Source organism: Actinopolyspora biskrensis (assembly GCF_013408175.1).
Lineage (GTDB): Bacteria > Actinomycetota > Actinomycetes > Mycobacteriales > Pseudonocardiaceae > Actinopolyspora > Actinopolyspora biskrensis.
Genome location: NZ_JACBYW010000007.1, coordinates 179,456 through 202,585 on the forward strand (window position 1 = coordinate 179,456; position 23,130 = coordinate 202,585).

Genomic DNA, 23,130 nt, shown 5'->3' on the forward strand with positions numbered 1-23,130 from the left:
CGCGTCCGGAGATCTCCGACGGGAACGGGCGGTGCGGTTTTTCGTGTCCGCGTGAGGTTCCTCCGCTTAGGTTCGCCTTGGGTGACGGCGGTTGTCGTCCGGCGCCGGGTGCGGCTCCTCCGGAGCCGGTTCGGGGCGCGGGCGAACGGAAGTGACGCGGGTACGTCCCGTGTGAAGTACGGGAGGCCGTGCGGCGGGCCCCGCTGGCGAATCGGATGGTTCGGTGCGGGGCTCGCGGAGCCTGCCGTGGCGAGCTGGAGTCCGCCGGGAGAGCGGTGCGACGCCGGGTTCCGAAAAAAGAAGGGGCCGGGCGCCACCCCCGACGCGGCGCTCCGGTCCCTTCTCACCGCGTGGTCCGTCCCCCGACCAACCACGCTTTTCCCCGATCCCTCGATGTGTCGGCCCCGAACCAGCACATCGAAGGCTTGTTTTCCCGGTTGTTCCGCCGCCGAACTCCCGTGCGGCGACGGAAGGTCCTGGCGCCGGTCCAGCTGACTGGATACCGGTGGCCACGCCGAGTGACTCAGCGACACCCGTACGTTGCTCACCTTTAGCTTGCGCCCTTTGAAGCGGCCTTGCCAAGCCCTTTCACCCGTGAAGACGTACCGGGAAGAGTTGGGGTTGCGTGTTCGTGGAAATTTCTTCGGGGAATTTCGGGCCGCGGGGCTCCTTCGTGCCCGGGGCCGCGGTCGCGGTCGCGGCTCGTCGCCCCGGGGTGGTGATCCGGGTAACCCCGAAATTCAGTGGTACTGCCGTACCATTTTCGTGATACTGGTACGCGTGTCCAACTCCGTAACCCTCACCGACTACCGAGCGGCATTGCGCACCCGCGGCGCCGCAGCGCCGGTGGTGACCTCGATACTGGCGCGGCTCCCCGTGGCCATGATCGGCCTGGCCCTGCTGCTCTACATCCAGCGCACCACCGACTCCTTCGGAGTGGCCGGCCTGGTCTCGGCGGGCAACCTCGCCGGGGTGGCCTTCGGCTCGGTGTTCCAGGGGCGGATCATGGACCGGGTCGGCCCCACCCGCCCCCTGCTGGTGGTGTCCGGAATCTTCGTCGTGCTCGTGGCCATCGAGATCGCCGTCATCGAGTCGGGCGGACCGGCGCTCGCGATGGTGCCGCTGGCCGTGGCGGTGGGAACGAGTGAGCCCATGACGGGGCCCGCATCCAGGGCGCTGTGGACGCTGCTGCTGCCCGAGGGGCGCGTGCGGGACGCGGCCTACTCCTACGAGGCCATCAGCATGGAGGTGTTCTTCATCCTGGGGCCCGGGCTCGCCGGGCTGCTCGTGACCATGCCCTGGGCGGGAACCGGCCTGGTAGCCGGAGCGGTGTGCATGGTCCTGGGAAGCGTCGGGTTCGCGCTGACCCCGGCGGCCCGCGCTCAACGCCCCCGAACGGACTCCTCCGCACCCGCCGGGTCGGTGCTCGGAGCGCTGGCCACACCGGGGATGCGCAGTGTCGCGCTGGCGGCCTTCGGTTTCGGGACGGTGCTGGGGATGATCGAGGTCGCGGTGCCCGCGGCCGCCGAACGCACCGGGCACGCCGCCGTGGGCGGACTGCTGCTCAGCGTGCTGTCGGTGAGTTCCGTGGTCGTCGGAGTGCTGTACGGGATGCGCCCGTGGCCACGCCCGATGCACCTCCGGCTGCCCGCGCTGCTGTTCGCCTTCGGGGCGCTGGTCATGCTGCTGGCCCTGCCCGGAACCCTGCTGGGGCTCACGGCGGCGCTGCTGATCGCGGGCAGCCTGATCACACCGCAGTCCACGGCGCACTCGGTCGCCCTCGAAGCGGTCGCCCCGGAAGGGACGGCCACGGAAGCGTTCGGATGGGTCATCACCTCCGTGACCCTGGGGGCCGCCGCGGGGCAGTCGCTCAGCGGCCAGCTCGTGGAGCTGCAGGACCCGCCGTTGTCCTTCGCGACAGCGGGCGCCATCGGTCTGGTCCTCGGCGGGCTGCTCTGGGCACGTCGCCGCACGCTGCTGCCCGCGCGAGCCGAGGCCCCGCAGCAGGCGATGATCTGACGGGCCCTCGCGGGCTCGGGGAGCCCGCGAGGTGCGCGGGGCCGAGCGGTCAGAGCTCTCCCCGCTCGCGGAGGTACTCCAGCTGGGCCAGCACCGTGCTCTCGGCGGCGGGCCGCACGGAGGGGGCTACATCGGTGTAGACGACGTCCACGACCCGCCGAGCACTGACCTCCCCGTCCATCCCGGCGATCGCGGTGCGTACCTGGTCGAGCCGTTGCCCGCGGTGTTCGAGGTAGTGCTCGGCGACCTCACGGGCATCGGGGGACTCGGGACCGTGCCCCGGCAACAACCGGGTGCCCGGGGCGAGGTCGCTCAGCCTGCGCAGCGAGCTCAGGTACGAACCGAGATGGCCGTCGTCGGCCATCACCACGGTGGTTCCACGTCCGAGGAGGCTGTCGCCCGCGAACAGGGCTGGGACCCCGCCGTGCTCGGTGTGCAGGCACATCGAGTCCGCCGTGTGCCCGGGAGTGACCAGCACCCGCAACTCCAGGCCGGCCGCCTCGACGACCTCGCCGTCCTCCAGCGGTCCGGAACCGAAGTCCCCGGAGACGTTCTTCGAGGCGCTCGTGCACCACGCGGGGTCCACCGCGCGCACCGGTGCCCCGGTCAGTTCCGCGAGCTCTTCCAGACCGTCCGCGTGGTCCGGGTGGTGGTGCGTCAGCAGTATTCCGGCGACGGGCAGGTGCTCACCGACGGAGCGCAGGTGCTCAGCGTCGGCCGGGCCCGGATCGACCACCACGCACTCGCCCGCTCCGGGGGTGCCCACGATCCAGGTGTTGGTCCCGTCCAGGGTCATCGGTCCGGGGTTCTGCGCCAGCCGTACGGCGGCGTACTCGAGGACGGGACGCAGCACCCCGTAGGCGGGGTGTGCCGGAGACCGCGTACTCACTCGTCGCTCCTTTCCGGGGGTCGCGTCGCGTGCCGCCGAGGGGACGACGGCGAGCCGACGGCGACCGGCAGTGCTCTGGCCGGGAACGTTTCACGCGGAACGGTCGAAAGTTCCGGTGTCTTTCGAAGGGCGCGGCCGCTCGTCCCCACCCGAGCAGTCGGCACCGCCGAAACGCCACCCGGGCAGGCCGATCAACCTACTGGTCCTCCCGGGGAAGAACCACGCGCCAGGCTCCGTCGCGGTGGACGACCTTCGGAATGATCTTGTCGAGCTCCCGGTCGGCGGTCAAGGCCCCCGCGACGTCGGAGCAGCCCGCCAGTTCGGTCAACGTCACCCAGGTGGGCGGGAGGAGGCCGCACTCCCCGGAACGCCAGTCGTCCAGCGCCTCCGCGGGGAGGCGCCAGTAAGCCTCGGCGGCCTCCCCGGTGAACCCGTCCGCGCGCTGCCCCTCGGGAACGCTGGTGAGAAAGAACCGGGTGTCGTACCGGCGTGGTTCCACGGCCGGGGTCACCCAGTTCGACCAGGGACGCAGCAGATCGGCCCGCAGCACCAACCCGTGCTCGGCGAGCATTCCCGCCAGGGAGAGTTCCTTGGCCACCAGGGCCCTTCGCTCCTCCGCGTAGCGCGTCGCCTCGCTGACCACGCTCTCGTGGGTCTCCCCGGCGAGCAGGACGCCCGATTCCTCGAAGGTCTCGCGCACGGCCGCGCAAACCAGCGAGCGGGCTCGTTGCTCGTCACAACCGAAGCGAGTGGCCCACCAGCCGGGGGAGGGGCCCGCCCACGCGATGCTCGTGTCGCTGTCGCGCTCGTCTACACCCCCGCCGGGGAAGGCCGTCATGCCACCGGCGAAGGGCATGCCCCTGACCCGCCGTTGCAGGAACACCTCGGGACCTCCCGGACCGTCCCGCAACAGGACCACAGTGGCCGCGTCGCGCGGAGTGGCGGGCGGGTCGGGTGGTCGTTCGGGCACCATCCCGTCCGGCAGGGTCAGTTCTGCAGGCAAGCGCATGAACGCAAGCCTAGTGGCCGTCCGGGGCCAGGCCCACCGGTTCGGCCCCGGAGAGTGCGCGGACTGGGCTGCTCGACTGCAGGCGTGGTCGTTTCGGCGCTGCCCGTGCCGGAAGAGGAACCCCGACCCGGCCAACGGCCCGGGCGGAAAGCCCCGTCAGGGGTTCGCGCGGAGCGACTCGTCCGGAGGGCCGGTCGCGGGCCGGTTCCGGTGCCGTGCCGCGTGCGGGCGCTCGCCCGCGGCGAGCCTCACGGCTGCTGCGGTCCGACCGAACCGATCGGCGGGAAGTTCCCGGTCCCCGGCACGGTCGTGGTGCGCGGGTCCTGCTGAGTCTCGCCGCCCGTCCGGGTGACCGGCTCCGAGAACGCGTCCTGGGACTCCGCCTGGTCCGGTTCCCTGTCCTGCTCCCGCTGCGCCAGCTCCTCGTGCAGCTTCCGCAGCAGGTTGCGCTCCCGGTCGGTGAGTTTGGCGTCCACGGCCGCGGGAACGTTCGGATTGGACGCGGGCTCCTCCTGCTCGGACGGAGCGGAGGGCGAGAGCTCCGAGCCGCCGTCCGTGGCGGGAGCGGGTTCCTCCGTGAAGGCGGGGATCCCGGCGGAGGCCGGGAAACTCATCGGATCCGGGTGGTCCTCGGGTTCGGGAAACTCACGGTCGGGAAACTCCCGAGGTGCCGCTCCGGAGATGTCAGCGGCAGGGCGGTCGCCCACGATGAAGCCGGTTTCCTCCGGGTCCGGTTCGCTCGACGAGTGCCGCTCTCCCCGGTAAGGGGCGTAAGCGGGCAGGTCCTCGATGGGAGGAAGCCCCTGCGGGGGGAAGTCGGACCGGTCGCTTTCACCGTACTCGGCAGCGGGCCACTCGGCCGTCGTGCCCACCGCAGGCGGATCGAGGTCGGGCTCCTCCCTCATCGCGAGGGAGTCGTGCTGCTGCCGTGCTCGCGTCGGCGGTGGTTCGGGAAACGTCTCCTGGTGGTGCGCCTGCTTCGCGAGGTCCTCGAAGGAGTGGTTCCCGCGCACTTCCTGTCTCGTGGACTCGGGCCGGGGCGAGGAGGTGCGGTCCAGCTCCACCTCGTGGGAGACGGTCAGCGCGTCGCGGTGGTAGTCGGGCAGTTCGCCGCCGGTTTCGAAGGCCTCGACCGAGCAGCCTATGCCGGACCGCCGCAGTGCCTGCACGAGCTGGTACCCGGTCGGTCCGACGGCGGTCGATCCGTCCACTTCGGCCAGCAGTACTCTGCGGGGAACCGCTTCGGCCGCGACTCCGGCCGCCGTGGTCCGTGCCGCGCACCACAGCGAACGCAGGTTCGGCAGCCGGGGAGCGACCGCGCGCAGTGCCGCGGCGAGGTCGTCGACCCGTTCCGGCTCGGTGAACCTGTGCGGTTCCGAGGTGCCGGGTTCGCCCGGTACGAGCCGCTCGGCCAGCCCGCTGCGCGAGTTGGCCTGCCCGAGGACCGTCGAGAGCTCGCGCTGTTCCGCGCGGCTCACCGCGATTCCGCCTGCCAGCAGCGAGCCGGTGACGAGCTCGGCGGCGACATCGGTCTGACCCGCTCCCGCGAGCTCGCGTGCAGTGTTGACCGCGTCGTCGTCCAACCGGCCGGTGAGGGCCAGCAGCAGGTCGTGCAGCCGCTCGGCCGGCCCGGCGCCGTCTGCCACGTCCACCACGGGGTTCTCCTTATTTCTGCGGGCGTGTCCTGTCCTGTTCCGCGCGGTCAGTTCTGGCCGACGAGTTCGCCGCTGCCTGTGCAGATCAGGTTCGACGCGGTGTGCGCTCGACCGTGGTAATCGGGGAGCTCGACGCCGGCGGGAAGCACCTCGACCAGCGGGGCGTGGTTTCCGAGGGCGCGGAGGATCCGTTGGATCTCCCCCGTGAGTTCGACCGGGTCCCCGGAGGTGGTTATCAGCACCACCCGGACCGGTGAGTCATCACTCGCGGTGTCCCGACGCCAGCTGCCGCGCACCTCGTGGACCCCGGGGCGTCCTCTCAGGGAGGCGCCGAGCACGAGGGCTTCCGAGTCCCCCTTGTCGTCGGTGGGCCCCGTTGCGGTGAACGAGTACCGCCCCGTGCGGGGCCCCTCGGTCGACGGTTCGGCGGGCAGTATCGCGCCCACCACCGCCGGATCGGCCCCGAGGGGCAGCAGCGCGTCGGAGAGCAGGCGGTGCTCCTCGTCGGTGAGCCCGATGCGCTCGCGCAGCAGGTGCTTGGGCAGGGAAACGGCGAGGACTTCCTCGGCGCCACCGGCCAACCAGTCGCGGTAACGCCACAGCGAATCGTTCGGGATCCGGTCGGCGAGGTGGAGCAGCAGCTCGTGACACAACAGGCCGGTTTCGCGGTCGGTCACCTCTTGTCATCCCCTCCTGGGGCTCTCCCCAGCACGCTGCGTTGAACGATCACCCTCGCCGTGCATCCGTATGGGTGATTTTCCTCTGGAAATCTCGGCGATCAACCCGCGACACGCGCGGGAGGATCACGCACGGTTCACTGTAAGCAGGCTTGACCGAGTGTTCGCGGGGGAGGCACCTCACGAGGAGTCCTCCCCGCGACACGAAGTGCCGCACCCGCTGCCCCCGGCAGCGTGTTCAGCGGGCCGGCGGCACGGGAGCTCGTCCGCCGGAGGGAAGCGGTTCGCCACCTCTTCGTGGCGTCCGGCGCCGCCCGCGGTTCACGCGGTGGTGTCGATCTCCGCGATCAGTTCGACTTCCACCGGAGCACCGAGGGGGAGCTCCGCCACTCCCACGGCGGAGCGAGCGTGGGTGCCCGCGTCCCCGAAGACCTCCCCGAGCAGTTCCGAGGCGCCGTTGAGCACGGCGGGCTGCGCGCTGAACCCCTCGGCCGAGGCGACGAAACCGACGACCTTGACCACACCGGCCAGCGAGTCCAACCCCACCAGACCGTGCACGGCCGCGAGGGCGTTCAACGTGCAGATACGCGCGAGTCGTCGTCCCTCGTCCTGGTCCACCTCCGCGCCGAGCTTGCCCGTCGTGACCAGCTCACCGCCCACGATCGGAAGCTGACCCGCCGTATACACGTGATCTCCGCTGCGTACGGCCGGAGCGTAGGAGGCAACGGGGCGTGCCACCTCGGGCAGCTCCACTCCGATCTCGGCCAGTCGCTGTGTCCACTTGTGCATTCGGCAACCCCAATCTCCTGCCCCGCGGGCCGCCCCCGGCCGGTGCTCCGCGGTTCGACGTGCCCTGCCGGGGCCGGGGACGGGACTTCTCGGCGCGATCCCGGAAAGCCCTCGGAAGACTACAAAGCCCTCGGAAGACTACGGAGGGAAACCCGCACGCCGAGCGGACCCGCCGTGCGGGTGCGTGATCATTCCTTGGCGCGCTTCATGTAGGCGACCATCTGTTCACCGGTCGGACCGGGCAGAACGGCGACGAGCTCCCAGCCGTCCTCGCCCCACTGGTCGAGTATCTGCTTGGTCGCGTGGCTGAGCAGCGGTACTGTCGAGTACTCCCACTTGGTCATGGCGCCACCCTACTAACCGGAGTCCGCGCCGGGTGACTCGCGTGGGCGGCCGCGTCGGCGCGCGGAGTGGGAGAGCACCGCTCCGGGCCGCTGTCGGACCGGGGGCCCGCCGAACGGTGTTTTTCCGCCGCGGGCGGACACGAACCCTCCGCCGGGCCTAGGCTGATCGCGTGAGTTCTGAATGGGACCGCCAACTGGACCACGCCAGGCTGCACTTCGTCAGCGGCAAGGGCGGCGCGGGCAAGACGACCGCGGCGGCCTCACTCGCCTTGGCGCTCGCCACCGGAGGCCGCAGGGTGCTGCTGGTCGAGGTGGAGGGCAGACAGGGGCTGGCGCAGCTCTTCGACACTCCTCCGCTGGAGTACTCGGAGCGCCGGTTGGCCGCCGCCCCCGGCGGCGGTGAGGTGAAGGCGCTGGCGATCGAGGCGGAGGCCGCCCTGCTCGAGTACCTCGCCATGTACTACAGCCTCGGCTTCGCCGGTCGCACCCTGCGCAAGATGGGGGCCATCGAGTTCGCGACGACGCTGGCCCCGGGGCTGCGAGACGTCCTGTTCACGGGCAAGATCAAGGAGTGCGTCCGGCGGACCGACTCCAACGGGCGGTACAGCTACGACGCCGTGGTGGTCGACGCGCCCCCGACCGGCAGGATCGTCAAGTTCCTGGACGTCACCCGTGCGATGGCGGATCTGGCGCGGATGGGGCCGATCCACGGGCAGAGCGAGGACGTGGTCGCGCTGCTGCACTCCTCGGACACCGTGGTGCACCTGGTGACCCTGCCGGAGCAGCTACCGGTCAGAGAGACCCTGGAGACGGTGGACGAGCTGGCCGCGGCCGACCTGCGCCCGGGGGCCGTGCTGCTCAACCGCGCCCGCCCGGCCCGGCTGGCTACCCGCTCGGTGTCGGCCGCTGCGGATGGCAGAGTGGACGCGAGCCGGATCCGGGGCGGGCTGGAGTCGGCCGGGCTGGACTGGGACGACGAAGTGCTCGACGGGCTGGTCGCCGAGACCGTCGAGCACGCGACCAGGGCGAGCGCGGAACTCTCGGCACGGGAACAACTCCACGGCACCGGTCTTCCCTCGCTCGATCTGGCGGAGTACGTGGACGGGATCGATGTGGCCGCGCTGTACGAGTTGGCCGAGGAGCTCGTCGCCCGCGGTGTCGGAGGAAACGGATGAACGACCGGCCCGGTCCCGAAAGACTCGACGTCGACGCGCTCGTCGACGACCCGGAAACCGGGATCGTCGTGTGCTGCGGCTCGGGAGGGGTCGGAAAGACCACGACGGCCGCGGCTCTCGGTCTCCGGGCGGCCGCGCGTGGCCGCAAGGTCGTGGTGCTCACGATAGACCCGGCCCGCAGGCTGGCTCAGGCGCTGGGGCTGGCCGAGTTGGACAACCGCCCGCGGCGCGTGGAGCTGGGCCCCGAGGTGCCCGGGGAGCTGCACGCCATGATGCTCGACATGCGCAGGACCTTCGACGACATGGTCCTGGCACACGCCGGGCGCGAGCGGGCCAGGCAGATCCTGGACAATCCCTTCTACCAGACCGTGTCCACCTCGTTCTCCGGAACGCAGGAGTACATGGCCATGGAGAAACTCGGTCAGCTGACCGCGGAGGAGGAGTGGGACCTGATCGTGGTGGACACTCCGCCGAGCAGGTCCGCACTGGACTTCCTGGACGCGCCCCAGCGGCTGTCCACGATCCTGGACGGAAAGCTGATCAGGATGCTGGCCAGTCCGGCGCGAGCTGGCGGAAAGGGACTCCGCAAGATAGTCGGTGCGGGGTTCGGCGTGTTCGCCAAGGCCGTTTCGACGGTCGTCGGCCACCAGCTGCTGGCCGACGCGGCCGCTTTCGTGCAGGCCTTCGACTCGACCTTCGGCGGTTTCCGGGAACGCGCCGCGCACACCTACCGGCTGCTGCGTTCCCCGGGGACCAGGTTTCTCGTGGTGGCGGCCCCCGAGCCGGACGCGTTGCGCGAGGCCTCCTACTTCGTCGAACGGCTCTCCGCGGAGTCGATGCCGCCGGCCGGGTTGGTCGCCAACCGCACGCATCCGGTGCTGGCCGACTTGCCCGCCGCGCGTGCGGTCTCCGCGGCGGAGGAGCTCGAGTCGGAGGGGAACTCGCCGTTGGCCGCCTCGGTGCTCCGGCTGCACGCGGACCGGGTCGCCGTGGCCGAGCGCGAGAAAAGGCTGCTGGCCAGGTTCACCCGCGCGCACCCGGAAGTGGAACTCGTCGGCGTTCCGGCCATGCCGCACGACGTGCACGACCTGGCCGGACTCACCGAGATCGGGGAGAGGCTGGCCGGGTGAACCGGCGAACCCCTCCTCGGGGAATCGGTGGCTCGGTTTGCTCGGGTGGTTCCGTGGGGGAACCCCGGTCGGGGTCTCGCTGCGGGTGCCCCGACATCGGGTAGCGGCCTACACGACGTCGGGGCCGTCCTCGCGAGACCCGTGACCGAGAACCCCCGGCGGTGCCGATCGCGCAGGTGGCGGAAGGCGGCTCAGCCACTTGTGCGCTGTTCGAGCAGGCCGAGCGAGCGTTTACCCGATCCACGTGGGTGTTCGGAATCCCGACCTCCTCGGCTCTGCCGAGCCGATCGGGCGGAGTTGTTTCGGCGCGGCAGCACCGAGAAATCCACCCGAGCGACTCGCGCCGCCCGCCGCCCGAGGTTCCGCTGCGGAACCCCCTGCGCGAACCGAGCGGAAAACCCTGGTGACGGGTCAGCCGAGTTGGTAGGCGTCGGGCCGGGTGTAGTCCTCGCGCGCGGCTTCGAGCAGCTCACGCCAGTTGCCTACGTCCGGGCGCCTGCGCAGCAGTGCCCGGCGTTCGCGTTCGGTCATTCCGCCCCAGACTCCGAATTCGATTTTCTTGTCCAGTGCCTCGGCGAGGCACTCGGTGCGGACGGGGCATCCGAAGCAGATCGTGCGCGCTTTGCGCTGCTCCGCTCCCCGTACGAATAGCTGGTCCGGGTTCTTGTCGCGGCATGCCGCGTTAACCCGCCAGTCCCCCTGTTCGAGCATCAAAGCCCCCAGCTCCTCACTGGATCGTCGGCGACCGTGCAACCTCCGGGCCCCCCGGCACCGGCTGTCGTGGCGCGCTCACAGCCCGCTACGACATCTCGTCGCTAGACGTGGACGCACATTAGAAGATCTCGGTTCCAAGGCCAACCGACTTTCGTGGGATTTTTCTTTCGCACTCATCACATCGGGCGTTATTGACCGCGACAGCGAGTGGCCTCCCCGCACGCGTCCTACCGTGAGTGCTGTGCGGATTCGCAACGGCGTACTCAAGCTGTTCGGTCTCTGTGTGCTGGCCGGTGTCCTGGTCGCCGGCATGCTGTTCCCCGCCGTGGGATCACTGGGAGTGGTGTCGAACCGCGCCAGCGACGCGGTGAACAGGATCTCGACGGAACTGCTCACCGAGCAGCCACCCCTCGTGAGCACCGTCACGGACCGGGCGGGCAATCCGATCGCCCACCTCTACGAGCAGTACCGCACGCCCGCGGGCTCCGATCAGATCGCGAACACGATGAAGGCGGCCATGGTCGCGATCGAGGACCAGCGCTACTACGAGCACGAGGGCGTGGACTGGCCGGGAACGGTGCGTGCTTTCGTCAGCAACCAGGTGGCGGGGGAGATCACCCAGGGGGCTTCGACGATCACCCAGCAGTACGTGAAGAACTACCTGGTGCACGTCGACGCGGCCGGTGAACCGGTCGAGCAGGCCGAGGCCAGCGAGCAGACGGTGGCGCGCAAGCTGCGGGAGATCCGCATCGCCCTGCAGCTGGAGAAGCGCCTGAGCAAGGACGAGATCCTCACGCGTTACCTGAACGTGGTCCCCTACGGCAACCGGATCTACGGGGTCGCGGCGGCTTCGCAGGCCTACTTCGGCACCACTCCGGACCAGCTCACCGTTCCCCAGGCCGCGCTGCTCGCCGGAGTGGTCAACCGGCCGGGGTCCCTGAACCCCGTCACTCAACCGGACGAGGCCAAGTACCGGCGCGATCTGGTGATCGACGCCATGGCCCAGCAGAACCGGATCTCCCCGGAGAGGGCTCGCGAGGCCAAGCAGGCTCCGCTCGGGGTCGAGGAGCCGCTGTCCAAGTTGCCGAACGGCTGTGTGGGCGCGGGAGCCGAGAACGGCTTCTTCTGCAAGTACGTCGAGAACTACCTGCAACGGGCGGGTTTCTCCCTCGAGCAGGTGCGCCGCGGCGGCTACACGATACGCACCACACTGGACCAGCGGATAACGGCGGCGGCGAAGGACTCGGCGGAGCAGGGGGTGCCCAAGGACAGCGAGCGGATAGCGAACGCGCTGTCCGTGGTGGAGCCGGGCCAGGACAAGCACCGCGTCCGGGCGCTGGTGGCGAACCGCGACTTCGGGTTCGACAAGGCGGAGGGGGAGAGCGCCTACGCGTTGCCCACCACGATGGTGCAGAAGGGCGCGGGCTCGGTGTACAAGACGTTCACGGCCGCGGCCGCGCTGGAGAACGGGATGGGGATAAACGACGTTGTCCCGGCACCCTCCTCCTACACCTCGGCCAAGTTCAGCAACGGGACCAACCCCTACACGGTCGGAAACGCCGAAGGGGTCGGAGCGGGACCGCGTTCGATCAAGGAGGCGCTGGCCACCTCCCCGAACACCGCTTTCGTGATTCTCGAGGAACGCGCGGGGCTGGACGACACCGTCGACATGGCCGCGCGACTGGGGATGCGCCGCACGCTCAAGCACCACGATCTGGCCGGGGTGCCGATGGCGTCCGAGCGAGCGCGCGAACGCACTCAGGCCGAGGAGATCAAGCAGCGCAAGATCGGAGCGTTCACGCTCGGGTTCAGCCCGACCAGCCCGCTCGAGCTGTCCAACGCCTCCGCCACGATCATGAGCGGTGGGAAGTGGTGCCCGCCGACACCGATCAAGCAGATCACCGACCGGAACGGTAACCCCGTCTCGATCACCGAACCGCCCTGTGAGCAGGCCGTGGACCGCGAGCTGGCGGACGCGATGGCCGAGGGCATGTCGGACGACACCATCTCCGGAACCGCGGCCAGAGCGGCCAGCTCGACGGGATGGGACCGCCCCACGGCGGCCAAGACGGGAACCACCGAGACGTTCGCCTCCGCGGCGTTCATCGGGGCGACCCCGCAGTTCGCGGGGGCGGCGCTCACGTTCATCGATCGTCCGCCGTCCTGGTCGGGCGCCGGGATCTGCCTGGGAGGAACCCCCTCGGTCTGCGGCAGCGGGAACATCTACGGCGGCACCATCCCGGCCAAGACCTGGATGAGAGCGATGAAGAGCGCCCACGAAGGACTGCCCGTCGCCCAGCTGCCGAGCACCACCGATCGCTACCGCAGCGGCGGCTCGGGCAAGCAGGTTCCCGAAGTCGTGGAGATGAAGTTCGACAAGGCGGCGAAGAAGCTGCGCGATGCCGGTTACGAGGTGGAGCGCCGTAAGGTCAGCAGCAGGGACCCCCAGGGGACGGTGATCGGCCAGTCCCCGCGCGGTGTGGTCTCCGAGGGGAAGTCGATCAACCTGTCGGTGAGTACCGGCTACGTCCCGCCACCGCGAACCGGAACCCAGCGCCCCGAGGCCGACGGCGGGGGTGGCGGAAACGGTTCCGGAGAGGGGTCGGGAGGTTGACGGCCTGTTCTCACGAGGCTTTCTGCGCAGCTCGTCGTAGGTGCTCGCTGAGCGGAACCTCTCGCGGGCTCTCGCTGCGGGTTCCCCGGGATCGGGTAACCATCCACGCGACCTCGGGACCGTCCTCGTGAGAGCACCACGGGGGAACCCGCGGCGGTGTCGATTGCTCGGATGAGCTCTTCGGCGCCGTCGCGCCGAGGAGCACCGGAGAGCTGCCGCAGTCGAACGGGACTTCGCGTGGCTGCTCGGGCTGCGCGGACCGAGCGCTCGTTCCGGAAGAAGTCTTCTGCCGGAGGTTCTTGGTCGCGTCGCCGGTCGGGGCGCCCGTGGGCTCGAAGGTTCTACACTGGTCAGCCGTGGCGAGTACACAACCAGGGAAGACGCCGGTGCGGTCCCGCTACAGGCAGCTCGAGGTCAGGGCGGTCGAGCGGCTCACGCCGAGAATGGTGCGTGTGGTTCTCGGGGGCGAGGAGCTCGTCGACTTCGTCAGCAGCGGTAGCGACCAGCGCATCAAGCTGTGTCTGCCCCGGCCCGGGCTGCCCACGCCGTTGGGCGACAGCCGGGAGGAGGTGTTCGCCGCGCGCCGCGACCAGCAGCCCAAGCAACGTACCTACACCGTTCGCTGGTTCGCCCCCCAGCGGCGTGAGCTCGCCGTCGATTTCGTGCTGCACGACCACGAGGCGCCGGGGGCCTCCTGGGCGGCGAACGTCCGGGTCGGGGACAGGGTGGTCACGGTGGGGCCCAGTCCCTCCTACCGGCCTGCTCCCGAGGCGGACCCGCTGGTGCTCGTCGGGGACGAGAGCGCCCTGCCCGCGATCACCGCGATTCTGGAGGAGCTGCCCGCCACGATTCCGGTGCGGGTGTTCGTCGAGGTGGCCGACTCCGCCGAGCGCGAGTACGTGCCAGCGACGGCGCGGGGGGAGTGGACCTGGTTGTTCCGCGACGCCGCGTCCGCAGGCGGCCCCGATTCGCTTCCGGACGCGATGAGCGGGGCGAACCTGGGGCCGAACCCTCACGTGTGGGTGGGTGCCGAGGCCGATGTCGTGCACCGCGTCCGGCGATTCTGCGAAACGGAACTCGCACTGGGGCGTTCCCGGCTGTACGCGTTGGCCTACTGGCGGTCGAACCGGGCCGAACGGTGAGTCCGCCCTCCGGGCGTGCCTCTCCTGCGGAGCCGGCCCGTCCGGTGCGGTGGCCGGGAGTTCACCGAGGCTTTCCGGCGGCCGTTGACGGTTGGCCCGGGCCTCCCCGGCGCGGGCGGCGCCGAAACACATCACCCGGGCAGGCGGCGCCGCCGCGGGAGGTTCCGCCACCCACACCTCCGCGCGAACCGAACCGGGAACTCCTTCGTCAGACGCCGAGCTCGGCTTTCACCGCGGCAGCGACCCTGCCACCTTCGGCACGGCCCTCGACCTTGGCGTTCGCCGCCTTCATGACCTGACCCATCTGCTTCGGCCCCGGGGCCTCCCCGAGCTCCTCGGCGACCTCCGAGACGGCTTCCCGGGCGAGGCGGGTCAGCTCCGCGTCGTCGAGCTGGGCGGGGAGGTACTCCCGCAGGATCTCGCCCTCGGCGCGTTCGGACGCGGCCTGGTCGGGGCGCTCGGCCGAGTCGAACGCCGCGGCGGACTCGTCGCGCTTTTTGACCTCCTTGGACAGCACCGCCCTGACTTCCTCGTCGGAGAGTTCACGGGCCTCCTTGCCCGACACCTCCTCGGCTCCGATGGCCGAAAGGGCCATTCGCAGCACACCGGTACGTGTGGTTTCCCGCTGTTTGATCGCCGCGGTCAGATCGGTTCGCAGGCGTTCCTTCAACTCGGACATACCCGCGATTGTCCCGCGCCGCCCCGCGGATCGGCACAGCAGTGCGCCCGGCGCCCCTCCTGCCGGGGCCGCTCGAGCTGTCCTGCGGCGCTGTCGAGGCGCCGGCTCGTTCGGCGGTCGCCGAGGTTCCCGGTAGCCGGGACGAGTCACCGGGACGAGTCACCGGGACGAGTCGTCGAACAAGCCCCGAGGCCTTCGCAGGCCGTCGCACAGGGCGGCGAAAAGCGCCGTAGGGTGGACGGTGTGAACACGCTCGGTCGGATTCTGCTTGCCACGGGGGCGCTGGGCGCCTCCACGCTCGGTTATGCGGCGGGGATCGAACGCAGGCACTGGACCCTGCGGAAGGCCACGCTGCCGGTGCTGGCCGAGGGAAGTCCCAGACTTCGCGTGCTGCACGTCTCCGACCTGCACATGACGCCGAACCAGCTGTCCAAGCAGCGCTGGGTGGCCGGGCTGGACGAGCTCGAACCGGACCTGGTCGTCAACACCGGTGACAACCTGGCCCATCCGCAGGCGGTCCCGGGGGTGCTGCGCGCTCTGGGGCCGTTGTTGGACCGTCCCGGCGTGTTCGTTTTCGGCAGCAACGACTACTACGCGCCGAAACCCAAGAATCCGGCTCGCTACCTGGTCCCCTCGGGGAAGAAGAAGCGCATCCGGGGTGAGCCGCTGCCGTGGCGGGATCTGCGCGCGGCCATGACGGAGCGCGGTTGGGTGGACCTGACGCACCGGCGCAGGCACCTGAACGTGGGCGGGGTGAGCGTGCACGCGGCGGGTCTGGACGATCCGCATCTCAAGCGGGACCGCTACGCGGAGATCGCGGGAAGGACCCCGGAGGATGTGCGGCTGGGGCTGGGCGTCACGCACTCCCCGGAGCCGCGGGTGCTGGACTCGTTCGACGGCGACGGCTACGACCTGGTGCTCGCGGGCCACACCCACGGGGGGCAGCTCTGCCTGCCCGGTTTCGGGGCGATAGTGACCAACTGCGAGCTGGATCGTGCGCGGGCCAAGGGTCCTTCCGGCTGGGGGGCGCACATGCGGTTGCACGTTTCGGCCGGTCTGGGGACCTCTCCGTACGCTCCCGTCCGGTTCGCCTGCCCGCCGGAGGCTTCGCTGCTGACGCTCGTTCCGCGCTCGGAAGGCGGCGGTCCGGGGACGGTTCCGAGCGTGGAAGGGGCCCCCGTCGAGGACCGTGTCGGGATCAGATAGACTTTGAGCTGTCGGTCGGCGGCGATCTGTCGGAGCCGACGGTGAGCCCCGATGGGGCGAGCCGGGGTGTAGCGCAGTTTGGGAGCGCGCCTCGTTCGGGTCGAGGAGGTCGTGGGTTCAAATCCCGCCACCCCGACGGTGAGTGATCCGGTTACCGAGTGCCACGGCATTCGGTAACCGGATTTTTTTGGTTTCCTCACGGTACGGTTCGCTTGGTCTGTCGGGTGCCTGCACGCGAGTCGGCACCTTGCCGCGGCGGGGCGCTCGAGCGACGACGACTCCTCGTCGACTACTCCCCGGAGCCTTCTGAGCTCTGCTCGGCCTTGTGCGGTGGGGTCGCGGAGGTGAGGCGTGCCGTGACCGCGTCGACGACCTCCCCGCGCCGGGGATCCTCCGCGTCCAGTACCGAGCTCACCGCTTCGGCGATCACGGAGCGGAGAGCCTGTTCGTTCTCCGTCTGCTGACCGTCTCCGCCCGCTGCGAGCTCGGCCGCGTTCTTTCCCTGGGCGAACTGCCGGTGGAGTTCGAAGGTGTGCTTGTCGATCCAGCGCGTGAAGTCCACGAGGGTGAAGCGCTTGGATCCATCCACATAAGACGGCCACCCCGTGAATTCGCCGGGAGTGCGGCTGGCCGTGAGTTGTTGCAGTATGTCGAACAGGGCGTGCCGTTCGTCGTCGCGCATGTCTTCTCCCTCCGGGTCGAGCAGGTTTTCCATGTCCTGGCGGGTTCCCAGGTAGGCGTTGGCGTCGACGGGACTCTGCCCCGCCACCGTCGCCGAACTGGTGAACTGCAGAACTGCGACCTGGTTGCCTCCGTATCCGTTCCAGAAGTGCTCGGGTACGCGCTGGTAGATCTCACTGGCGTAGCCGCCGCGGTTGTCGGGGTACCGGGACTTCCACAGGGGTGGAAAGCCGGACAGGTCGGGGTTGCCGAGTCGCTGCCAGTACCACTCCGGCAGGTAGAGCAGGGGGGTTCGGAAACCGCGTCCGTGCAGTTCCTGGGTCAGCGCCCCGGTGAGCCCGGTGCCGCCGCCGCCTTCCTCGACATCGAGGATGACGGGGACGTCGGTGGGCACGGTCGCGGCGACGTGATCGGCCTGTGCCGCCGCGGAGGCTCCTTCGCGCTGGTAGTGGTAGGCGGCGGGCAGCAGTCCGGCCGATCGTGCCGCGGACAGGTTGTCCCGGAACCGGGGGTCGACGAAGCCGTCCCCTTCGGTGGCCTTGATGAACACGAACTCGAACGACTCGGCCCGAGCGCGGTGCATGTCGAACGGTCCCTGGTGATGCGAAACGTCGATCCCGTAGATCATTGTCACTCCACGTGTGTTCGCGGTGCGGATCCGCGAGCGCTGCGGCCCCCTCGTGCTGTCGCTCTGCCCTGGCGGGCGGGTACGACGGCCGGCATCCGTTCGGTACGCCCGCGTGAGCATGCAGCCGTTCGATCATCTCCCGAGGGAGATGCCCGGGACAATCAACCGACCGGATTGCTTTCCCTCGCCTGGTCGAGCGACAACGCGTACCCAGTGCCCACCTCGTTGGTCCGATCGGGCAGGATCGGTGGCGTGAGCACGTATCCAGGCGCCAACATTCCGGAAAAACTGTTCGACGATCCGGACAAGGAGGCGCGCTGGCGCGCCCGGTTCAGCGCTCCGCGCGTGTCGCTGCCGGACTGGGCCAGGGACGCCCCCCGGCGGAGTCTGTACGTGTCGAACGTGAGCGGCACCTGGGAGCTCTACGCCTGGGACCGTTCCGCGGACACGCACCGTCAGGTCACCGATCGGCCGAACGGCACCTTTCACGGCACTCTCTCCGCCGACGGCACCCGCGTCTGGTGGTTCGACGACACCGACGGCGACGAGTTCGGGACCTGGAAGAGCGAGCCGTTCGACGAGTCGGACGCGGCAGGCGCCGAGAACCCCCTGCCCACGACGCACGCAGGCTATCCGGCGGGTCTGGAGCTCGGCTCGCGGGTGATCGCGCTGGGGATGTCCACCGACGACGGGGTGACCGTGTGGGTCTCCCGCGACGACGAGACCCCGCGAGTGGTGTACCAGCACGAGCAGGACGGCGGTCTGGCGACGCTGTCCTGGGACGAGAGCCTGCTGGTGCTCTCCCACTCCGAGCACGGCGACAGCCGCCACCCCGCGCTGCGGGTGCTGCGTACTTCGGACGGGTCGAAGCTCGCCGAGAAGTGGGACGGTTCGGGACTGGGGCTGGCCGCCCTGGACTTCGCCCCCGTGACGGGGGACACGCGGCTGCTGGTCTCGCACGAGCGGCGCGGACGCGAGGAGCTGCTCGTCTGGGACGTGGCCACGGACGCGGAGACCGAGCTCGACCTCGGCCTGCCCGGCGAGGTTTCCGCCGACTGGTATCCGGACGGCTCGGCGCTGCTGATCGCGCACACCCACCAGGCACGCACGACGCTCCACCGCTACGAGCTCTCCGACGGCGCGCTCACCCCGCTGCCCACCTCGCAGGGGACCGTGGGCGGTGCCTCCGTCCGGCCGGACTTCGCGGTGGAGTACACCTGGTCCTCGGCCGCCGTTCCCGGCCGGGTGCGTGTGCTCTCCTCGGAGGGCACCGACAGCGTGCTGCTCACTCCGGGGGGCGAGCGCGCTCCGGAGTCGAGGCCCGTCGAGGACGTGTTCGTGGAGGTTCCCTACGGGCCCAACGACACCGTGCACGCCCTGGTGGCGCGCCCGGAGGGCGCGGGAGAGGGGCCGATGCCCACGGTTTTCAATCTGCACGGTGGTCCGCACGCCGCCGACGAGGACCGCTTCTCGTCCTACCGCGCGGCGTGGCTGGAGGCTGGTTTCGCCGTGGTCGAGGTCAACTACCGCGGTTCGACCGGGTACGGCTCGGCCTGGCGCGACTCCATCGAGGGCAGGCCCGGCCTCACCGAGCTGGAGGACGTCGCCCGGGTGCAGGACTGGGCCGTCAAGGACGGGCTGACCACTCCGGAGCTCAGCGTGGTCTCCGGCGCGTCCTGGGGCGGGTACCTGGCACTGCTGGCCCTGGGCACCCAGCCGGACCGTTGGGCGGGCGGTGTCGCCGGAGTGCCGGTGGCCGATTACGTCTCCGCCTTCGCGGACGAGATGGAACCCCTCCGGGCCTACGACCGGGCGCTGTTCGGCGGCTCCCCCGAGGAGGTGCCCCAGGTATACCGGGACTGCTCCCCGATCACCTACGTGGACGAGGTGCGCGCCCCCGTGCTGGTGCTGGCCGGGGACAACGATCCGCGGTGCCCGATACAGCAGGTGTTGAACTACCTGGACCGGCTGCAGCAGCGCGATCGGTCGTTCGAGTTCTACCGCTACGACGCCGGTCATGGTTCCCTCGTGATCGCGGAAACCCTGCGCCAGGTCGCCACCGAGATCCACTTCGCGCGCCGTGCAGTGGGGCTGGTCTGAGCGCTCCCCGCGAGGACCGTCCACCGGAGTCCCCGGAGCCCGGGCGCGCGTCCCGCTCCGCCTCCGGTGGGTGCCGTCCGGGTGAACCGGCTCGTATCCTGCGAGGATGGTCGATCCCCGTTATATCGGCGTGTTCCACGCCGTCGTGCGCACCGGCTCCTACACGGCGGCCGCGCGCAGTCTCGGTTACAGCCAGCCCGCCGTCAGCCAGCAGATGCGGGCGCTGGAGCGGAGTCTGGACACTCCGTTGTTCCTCCGCGCCGGAGGCGGGCTGGAGCTCACCGAGGCGGGACGGATCCTCGCGGCGCACGCCGAGTCGGTCGTCGGCGACCTGACCGCCGCGGGCAACAAGATCGCCGCGGTGCGCGAACTCCGCAGCGGCAGCATCCGGATCTGCGCCTTCCCCAGCGCGAGCGCGACCCTGGTTCCCAGGGCGGTGGCCCGGGCCACCGAGCGGCATCCGGACCTGCGCATCCGGCTCAGCGAGGCCGAACCCCCCGACTCGTTGGAGGCCCTCCGCCGGGGCGACTGCGACATGGCCCTGGCGTTCAGCTATCCGGACACCGCGGAACCGTGCGGCGAGGAGATCGTGGGCAGGGCCGTGCTGGACGATCCGCTGGTCGCGGTGCTGCCCACCGGGCACGAACTCGCCGGAAGCGAGTCGGTCGAACTGGCCGAGCTGGCGGGGCAACGCTGGATCGCGGGCTGCCCCCGGTGCCGGGAGCACTTCACCCGGGCCTGTTCCGCTGCCGGGTTCGAACCGGACATCGCCTTCACCACCGATGACAACCTCGCGGTGCAGGGGCTGGTCGCGGCGGGGGTGGGAATAGCCCTGATGCCCGCGCTGGTGCTGTCGTTCCTGCGGCACCCGAACGTGGTGGGCAGGAGGGTCGCCGGGCTCGAGCACCGGCGAGTGACCGCCTACGCGCTGCGGGAGCAGCACCGGATCCCGGCCACCGCCTCGATGCTGGACACCTTCGGCGAGGTGGGAGCGGAGATGAGCCTTGGGGACGACTCCCAGTTATAGGCAAAATCGGAAAGCGGAGGGACCGAGGTGAGACCCCCGCGCGTCGTGCGGCTATAAGCCGGAGTTGGCCCCCACCCAAGAATCCGGTGGTCGACGGGACCACGAGCCGCTGTGCATGGTTCGAGTATGACCACCATGCGGACCGGACACCGGAATCAGCGCCTGACCGAGCTGGCCGACGCGATTCGTGACTGCGTGCGCCCCGGGCACGGCCAGGCACACACCGCCGAACTGGTCAGGGAAGCGCTGCGCCCGTTCCTCGGAGTCCCGGGGCTGCTCCGGGAGGAGCAGCGCAGGGGAGACCCGGAGCGGTACCTGCAGCACGTGCTGCACGTGGAACCGGACGCGAGCTTCTCCGTGGTCGCGCTGGTCTGGCTGCCCGGCCAGCAGACACCGATCCACGACCACGTCGCCTGGTGCGTCACCGGCGTCTACCAGGGCGCGGAAAGCGAACAGCACTACGAGCTGCGGAACTCGCCGGAGGACGGCCCCCACCTGGTCCCGGGCGCGCTGGTGACCAACCACGAGGGAGAGGCCTGCGGTTTCGCCCCGCCCGGTGACATCCACCTCGTGCGCAACTGCGGGCAGGACACCGCGATCTCGCTGCACGTCTACGGAGCCGACATCGGCGAGCTGGGAACCAGCGTGCGCAGGACCTACGACCTGCCCGTCCGCTCGGGGGCGGCCGCGGACTGAGCCCGGAGACAGCGCACCGCTCCGGAGGAGCGCGTCGGATGCTTCCGCGGGAGTCCCTCACGAGCCCAGCGTGCGCAGGGCCTCCCGCACGTGCCCCTCGGACCGGGCCAGGGCCGCGGCCGCTCCGGCCACGTCCACCCCGCCGAGCATGTGCACCAGAGCCGTCTTGAGATCACCGTCCGCCTCGTGCAGCGCCGACTCGCACTCCTGCCACGTGGCCCCGGTCGCCTCCCGCAGGATCCGCACGGTGCGCGTGCGCAGCTTCGCGTTCGTGGCCACCATGCTGACCATCAGATTGGAGTAGGTGCGTCCCAGCCGGACCATCACGGCGGTGGAGAAGGAGGTCAGCACCAGCTTCTGGGCGGTGCCCGCCTTCATCCTCGTGGAGCCGGTGATCGGTTCCGGTCCGGTGTCCACGGTGACGGCCGCGTCGACGGCGGGACCGCGGGCACGGTTCGGGTTTGACGAGACCAGGGCCGTCGAGGCCCCCAGGCCGTGCGCGGCCTCCAGCGCCCCCAGCACGTAGGGGGTGTTGCCGGAGGCGGCCAGACCGATCACGATGTCCGCGCCGGTCGCCGCTCGCTCCACGGAGGCCGCTCCGGCCGCGGAGTCGTCCTCGGCGTTCTCCACGGCGTTCCACACGGCCGAGCTGCCACCGGCCAGATGCACCACGAACCACTCCGGCGGCACGTTGTAGGTCGGCACCAGCTCGGCCGCGTCCAACACGGCGAGCCGCCCCGAAGTGCCCGCACCGACGTAGTGCACCCTGCCACCGGAACGCAGCGCGTCCACGGCCAGGTCCACCGCGTGCGCGAGCTCCTGAAGAGCCCCTCCCACGGCCTCCGGCACGGAACGGTCCTCGGAGTTGAGCCGGTGCAGCAGGTCCAGCGTGTCCAGCCGGTCTATGTCGGTGGTTCGCGGATTGCCGAGCTCGGTCGGTGGCCGTTCCGACGTGTCGTCGTCCACGGAGCCCTCCCCACCGGCCGACGAGTGTCGTGCCTCGTGGTGGTTCACCGGTGCTCCTCCCGTTGTCTGCGCCTGTCGGGACGTACCTGCAGGCGGTGTCCGCCGACCGCTTTGGAGGTGGCCTGCAGGGCTTCTTTGGCGTCGTCCAGGTGGCGCTGGGCCACCCCGACGAACAGGCAGTCGATCACGGTGAGCTGGGCGATCCTGCTGGCCATCGCCCCCGAACGGTAGGTGGTCTCCCTGGCCGCCGTCGTGAGCACCAGATCGGCTATCTCGGTGATGGGGGAGCGCTCGAAGTTCGTGATGGCGGCCGTGGTCGCCCCGCGGGTGCGGGCCTCCCGCAGGATCTCGACCGTTTCCGTGGTGGCCCCCGTGTGCGAGACGCCGATGGCCACGTCCCCGTCGCGCAGCAGCGCCGCCGAGGTCAGCGCGTTGTGCGTGTCGGGCCACGCGAAACACGTCAGACCTATGCGGTGCAGTTTCTGCTGCAGGTCGAGCGCGACGAATCCGCTGGCTCCGACGCCGTAGACATCGATGCGTCCGGCCCCCGAGACGGCGTCGATCAGCGGAGCCAGCGCGTTCGTGTCGAGCTGTCCGGTGGTTTCCTCGACCGCTCGCGCGTCCGCGTAGCCGATCTTGTCGACTATCTGGGTGAGATCGTCCTCCTCGGAGATGTCGCTGCCCAGGTCCCGGTCCCGGCTGGTGGTGCGTGCCGTGTCGGCCGCGAGCGCTATCCGCAGCTCGGGATAACCGGTCACCCCGACCGCCTTGCAGAAGCGGGTCACCGTCGTTTCGCTGGTCTCGGCCGCTTCGGCCACCTCGGTGATGCTGCGGTGGGCGATCGAGGACGGGTCCGCGAGTACGATCCGTGCCACACGTTGCTCGGCGCGCGCCAGGCCGGGCAGCAGGGATCGGATCCGCACGAGCGGGCTGTGCTCGCCGGTCTCGGAACCCGCTTCATCGAGTGTGGCCATGTGGGAAAGTTACTAA

20 protein-coding genes and 1 tRNA gene are annotated in these 23,130 nt (G+C 70.3%); 10 read left to right on the forward strand and 11 right to left on the reverse strand.

The window, feature by feature from the left end:
- The first annotated feature begins 771 nt into the window (after positions 1-771).
- Positions 772-2,019, forward strand: coding sequence for an MFS transporter (locus tag FHR84_RS18585; RefSeq protein WP_218863347.1), 1,248 nt, complete (start codon positions 772-774; stop codon positions 2,017-2,019).
- Between the two features lie 49 nt (positions 2,020-2,068).
- On the opposite strand, the gene FHR84_RS18590 is transcribed toward FHR84_RS18585, so the two are convergent.
- From FHR84_RS18590 to sp36, 6 genes are all read right to left on the reverse strand, one after another.
- Positions 2,069-2,908: an MBL fold metallo-hydrolase gene (locus FHR84_RS18590; RefSeq protein ID WP_179536806.1), complete on the reverse strand. Its 840-nt coding sequence runs from the start codon at positions 2,906-2,908 to the stop codon at positions 2,069-2,071.
- Positions 2,909-3,104: 196 nt separating this feature from the next.
- Entirely contained in the window at positions 3,105-3,917 is an 813-nt protein-coding gene (locus tag FHR84_RS18595; RefSeq protein WP_179536807.1) for an NUDIX hydrolase, read from the reverse strand.
- Between the two features lie 248 nt (positions 3,918-4,165).
- On the reverse strand, positions 4,166-5,572 hold the full coding sequence (locus tag FHR84_RS18600) for a hypothetical protein (protein WP_179536808.1): 1,407 nt from the start codon (positions 5,570-5,572) through the stop codon (positions 4,166-4,168).
- Between the two features lie 47 nt (positions 5,573-5,619).
- Entirely contained in the window at positions 5,620-6,249 is a 630-nt protein-coding gene (locus FHR84_RS18605; RefSeq protein ID WP_179536809.1) for a hypothetical protein, read from the reverse strand.
- Between the two features lie 321 nt (positions 6,250-6,570).
- Positions 6,571-7,038: a RidA family protein gene (locus tag FHR84_RS18610; RefSeq protein ID WP_179536810.1), complete on the reverse strand. Its 468-nt coding sequence runs from the start codon at positions 7,036-7,038 to the stop codon at positions 6,571-6,573.
- Between the two features lie 188 nt (positions 7,039-7,226).
- Complete coding sequence (gene sp36 / locus FHR84_RS18615; RefSeq protein WP_092524685.1) at positions 7,227-7,382, reverse strand: Sp36 family protein; 156 nt, start codon at positions 7,380-7,382, stop codon at positions 7,227-7,229.
- Between the two features lie 170 nt (positions 7,383-7,552).
- Between sp36 and bagA the strand changes: the two genes are divergently transcribed.
- On the forward strand, positions 7,553-8,557 hold the full coding sequence (gene bagA / locus FHR84_RS18620) for an ATPase BagA (RefSeq protein WP_179536811.1): 1,005 nt from the start codon (positions 7,553-7,555) through the stop codon (positions 8,555-8,557).
- Positions 8,554-9,687, forward strand: coding sequence for an ATPase BagB (gene bagB, locus FHR84_RS18625; RefSeq protein ID WP_179536812.1), 1,134 nt, complete (start codon positions 8,554-8,556; stop codon positions 9,685-9,687). Before bagA ends, bagB begins: the two co-directional genes overlap by 4 nt.
- A 411-nt stretch (positions 9,688-10,098) precedes the next feature.
- Here bagB and FHR84_RS18630 read toward each other — a convergent pair whose 3' ends face one another.
- Positions 10,099-10,398 carry a WhiB family transcriptional regulator gene (locus FHR84_RS18630; RefSeq protein WP_017972878.1) on the reverse strand — a complete coding sequence of 100 codons (300 nt, stop codon included), beginning with the start codon at positions 10,396-10,398 and terminating at the stop codon, positions 10,099-10,101.
- A gap of 244 nt (positions 10,399-10,642) precedes the next feature.
- On the opposite strand from FHR84_RS18630, the gene FHR84_RS18635 reads away from it, so the two are divergent.
- Positions 10,643-13,015 (forward strand): transglycosylase domain-containing protein, encoded by a 2,373-nt coding sequence (locus tag FHR84_RS18635; protein WP_179536813.1) that lies wholly within the window; start codon positions 10,643-10,645, stop codon positions 13,013-13,015.
- A gap of 356 nt (positions 13,016-13,371) precedes the next feature.
- Positions 13,372-14,157 carry a siderophore-interacting protein gene (locus tag FHR84_RS18640; RefSeq protein WP_343075327.1) on the forward strand — a complete coding sequence of 262 codons (786 nt, stop codon included), beginning with the start codon at positions 13,372-13,374 and terminating at the stop codon, positions 14,155-14,157.
- A gap of 208 nt (positions 14,158-14,365) precedes the next feature.
- On the opposite strand, the gene FHR84_RS18645 is transcribed toward FHR84_RS18640, so the two are convergent.
- Positions 14,366-14,836: a GatB/YqeY domain-containing protein gene (locus FHR84_RS18645; protein WP_179536814.1), complete on the reverse strand. Its 471-nt coding sequence runs from the start codon at positions 14,834-14,836 to the stop codon at positions 14,366-14,368.
- A gap of 243 nt (positions 14,837-15,079) precedes the next feature.
- Between FHR84_RS18645 and FHR84_RS18650 the strand changes: the two genes are divergently transcribed.
- Both FHR84_RS18650 and FHR84_RS18655 read left to right on the forward strand, forming a co-directional pair.
- Entirely contained in the window at positions 15,080-16,042 is a 963-nt protein-coding gene (locus FHR84_RS18650; RefSeq protein ID WP_179536815.1) for a metallophosphoesterase, read from the forward strand.
- A gap of 62 nt (positions 16,043-16,104) precedes the next feature.
- Positions 16,105-16,178: transfer RNA gene (locus FHR84_RS18655), tRNA-Pro, on the forward strand.
- Positions 16,179-16,331: 153 nt separating this feature from the next.
- Here the strand turns inward: FHR84_RS18655 and FHR84_RS18660 are convergent.
- Positions 16,332-17,351, reverse strand: coding sequence for a glycoside hydrolase family 25 protein (locus tag FHR84_RS18660; protein WP_179536816.1), 1,020 nt, complete (start codon positions 17,349-17,351; stop codon positions 16,332-16,334).
- 252 nt (positions 17,352-17,603) lie between these two features.
- On the opposite strand from FHR84_RS18660, the gene FHR84_RS18665 reads away from it, so the two are divergent.
- The 3 genes from FHR84_RS18665 to FHR84_RS18675 all read left to right on the forward strand — a co-directional run bounded on the left by FHR84_RS18665 (position 17,604) and on the right by FHR84_RS18675 (position 21,174).
- Positions 17,604-19,451: a prolyl oligopeptidase family serine peptidase gene (locus FHR84_RS18665; protein ID WP_179536817.1), complete on the forward strand. Its 1,848-nt coding sequence runs from the start codon at positions 17,604-17,606 to the stop codon at positions 19,449-19,451.
- Positions 19,452-19,557: 106 nt separating this feature from the next.
- Positions 19,558-20,478 (forward strand): LysR family transcriptional regulator, encoded by a 921-nt coding sequence (locus FHR84_RS18670; protein ID WP_179536818.1) that lies wholly within the window; start codon positions 19,558-19,560, stop codon positions 20,476-20,478.
- Positions 20,479-20,613: 135 nt separating this feature from the next.
- Positions 20,614-21,174: a cysteine dioxygenase family protein gene (locus tag FHR84_RS18675; RefSeq protein WP_179536885.1), complete on the forward strand. Its 561-nt coding sequence runs from the start codon at positions 20,614-20,616 to the stop codon at positions 21,172-21,174.
- Between the two features lie 57 nt (positions 21,175-21,231).
- Here FHR84_RS18675 and FHR84_RS18680 read toward each other — a convergent pair whose 3' ends face one another.
- Entirely contained in the window at positions 21,232-22,140 is a 909-nt protein-coding gene (locus tag FHR84_RS18680) for an N-acetylmuramic acid 6-phosphate etherase (protein WP_179536819.1), read from the reverse strand.
- Positions 22,141-22,184: 44 nt separating this feature from the next.
- Positions 22,185-23,114: a MurR/RpiR family transcriptional regulator gene (locus tag FHR84_RS18685; protein WP_179536820.1), complete on the reverse strand. Its 930-nt coding sequence runs from the start codon at positions 23,112-23,114 to the stop codon at positions 22,185-22,187.
- Positions 23,115-23,130: the final 16 nt, after the last annotated feature.

What these genes read in the sequence shown, in the direction of transcription:
- FHR84_RS18595 (WP_179536807.1), bottom strand. Translation starts at nt 3,917, where the DNA reads ATGCGCTTGCCTGCAGAACTGACCCTGCCGGACGGGATGGTGCCCGAA.
- FHR84_RS18610 (WP_179536810.1), bottom strand. Translation starts at nt 7,038, where the DNA reads ATGCACAAGTGGACACAGCGACTGGCCGAGATCGGAGTGGAGCTGCCC.
- sp36 (WP_092524685.1), bottom strand. Translation starts at nt 7,382, where the DNA reads ATGACCAAGTGGGAGTACTCGACAGTACCGCTGCTCAGCCACGCGACC.
- bagB (WP_179536812.1), top strand. Translation starts at nt 8,554, where the DNA reads ATGAACGACCGGCCCGGTCCCGAAAGACTCGACGTCGACGCGCTCGTC.
- FHR84_RS18630 (WP_017972878.1), bottom strand. Translation starts at nt 10,398, where the DNA reads ATGCTCGAACAGGGGGACTGGCGGGTTAACGCGGCATGCCGCGACAAG.
- FHR84_RS18645 (WP_179536814.1), bottom strand. Translation starts at nt 14,836, where the DNA reads ATGTCCGAGTTGAAGGAACGCCTGCGAACCGATCTGACCGCGGCGATC.
- FHR84_RS18660 (WP_179536816.1), bottom strand. Translation starts at nt 17,351, where the DNA reads ATGATCTACGGGATCGACGTTTCGCATCACCAGGGACCGTTCGACATG.
- FHR84_RS18670 (WP_179536818.1), top strand. Translation starts at nt 19,558, where the DNA reads ATGGTCGATCCCCGTTATATCGGCGTGTTCCACGCCGTCGTGCGCACC.
- FHR84_RS18675 (WP_179536885.1), top strand. Translation starts at nt 20,614, where the DNA reads ATGCGGACCGGACACCGGAATCAGCGCCTGACCGAGCTGGCCGACGCG.
- FHR84_RS18685 (WP_179536820.1), bottom strand. Translation starts at nt 23,114, where the DNA reads ATGGCCACACTCGATGAAGCGGGTTCCGAGACCGGCGAGCACAGCCCG.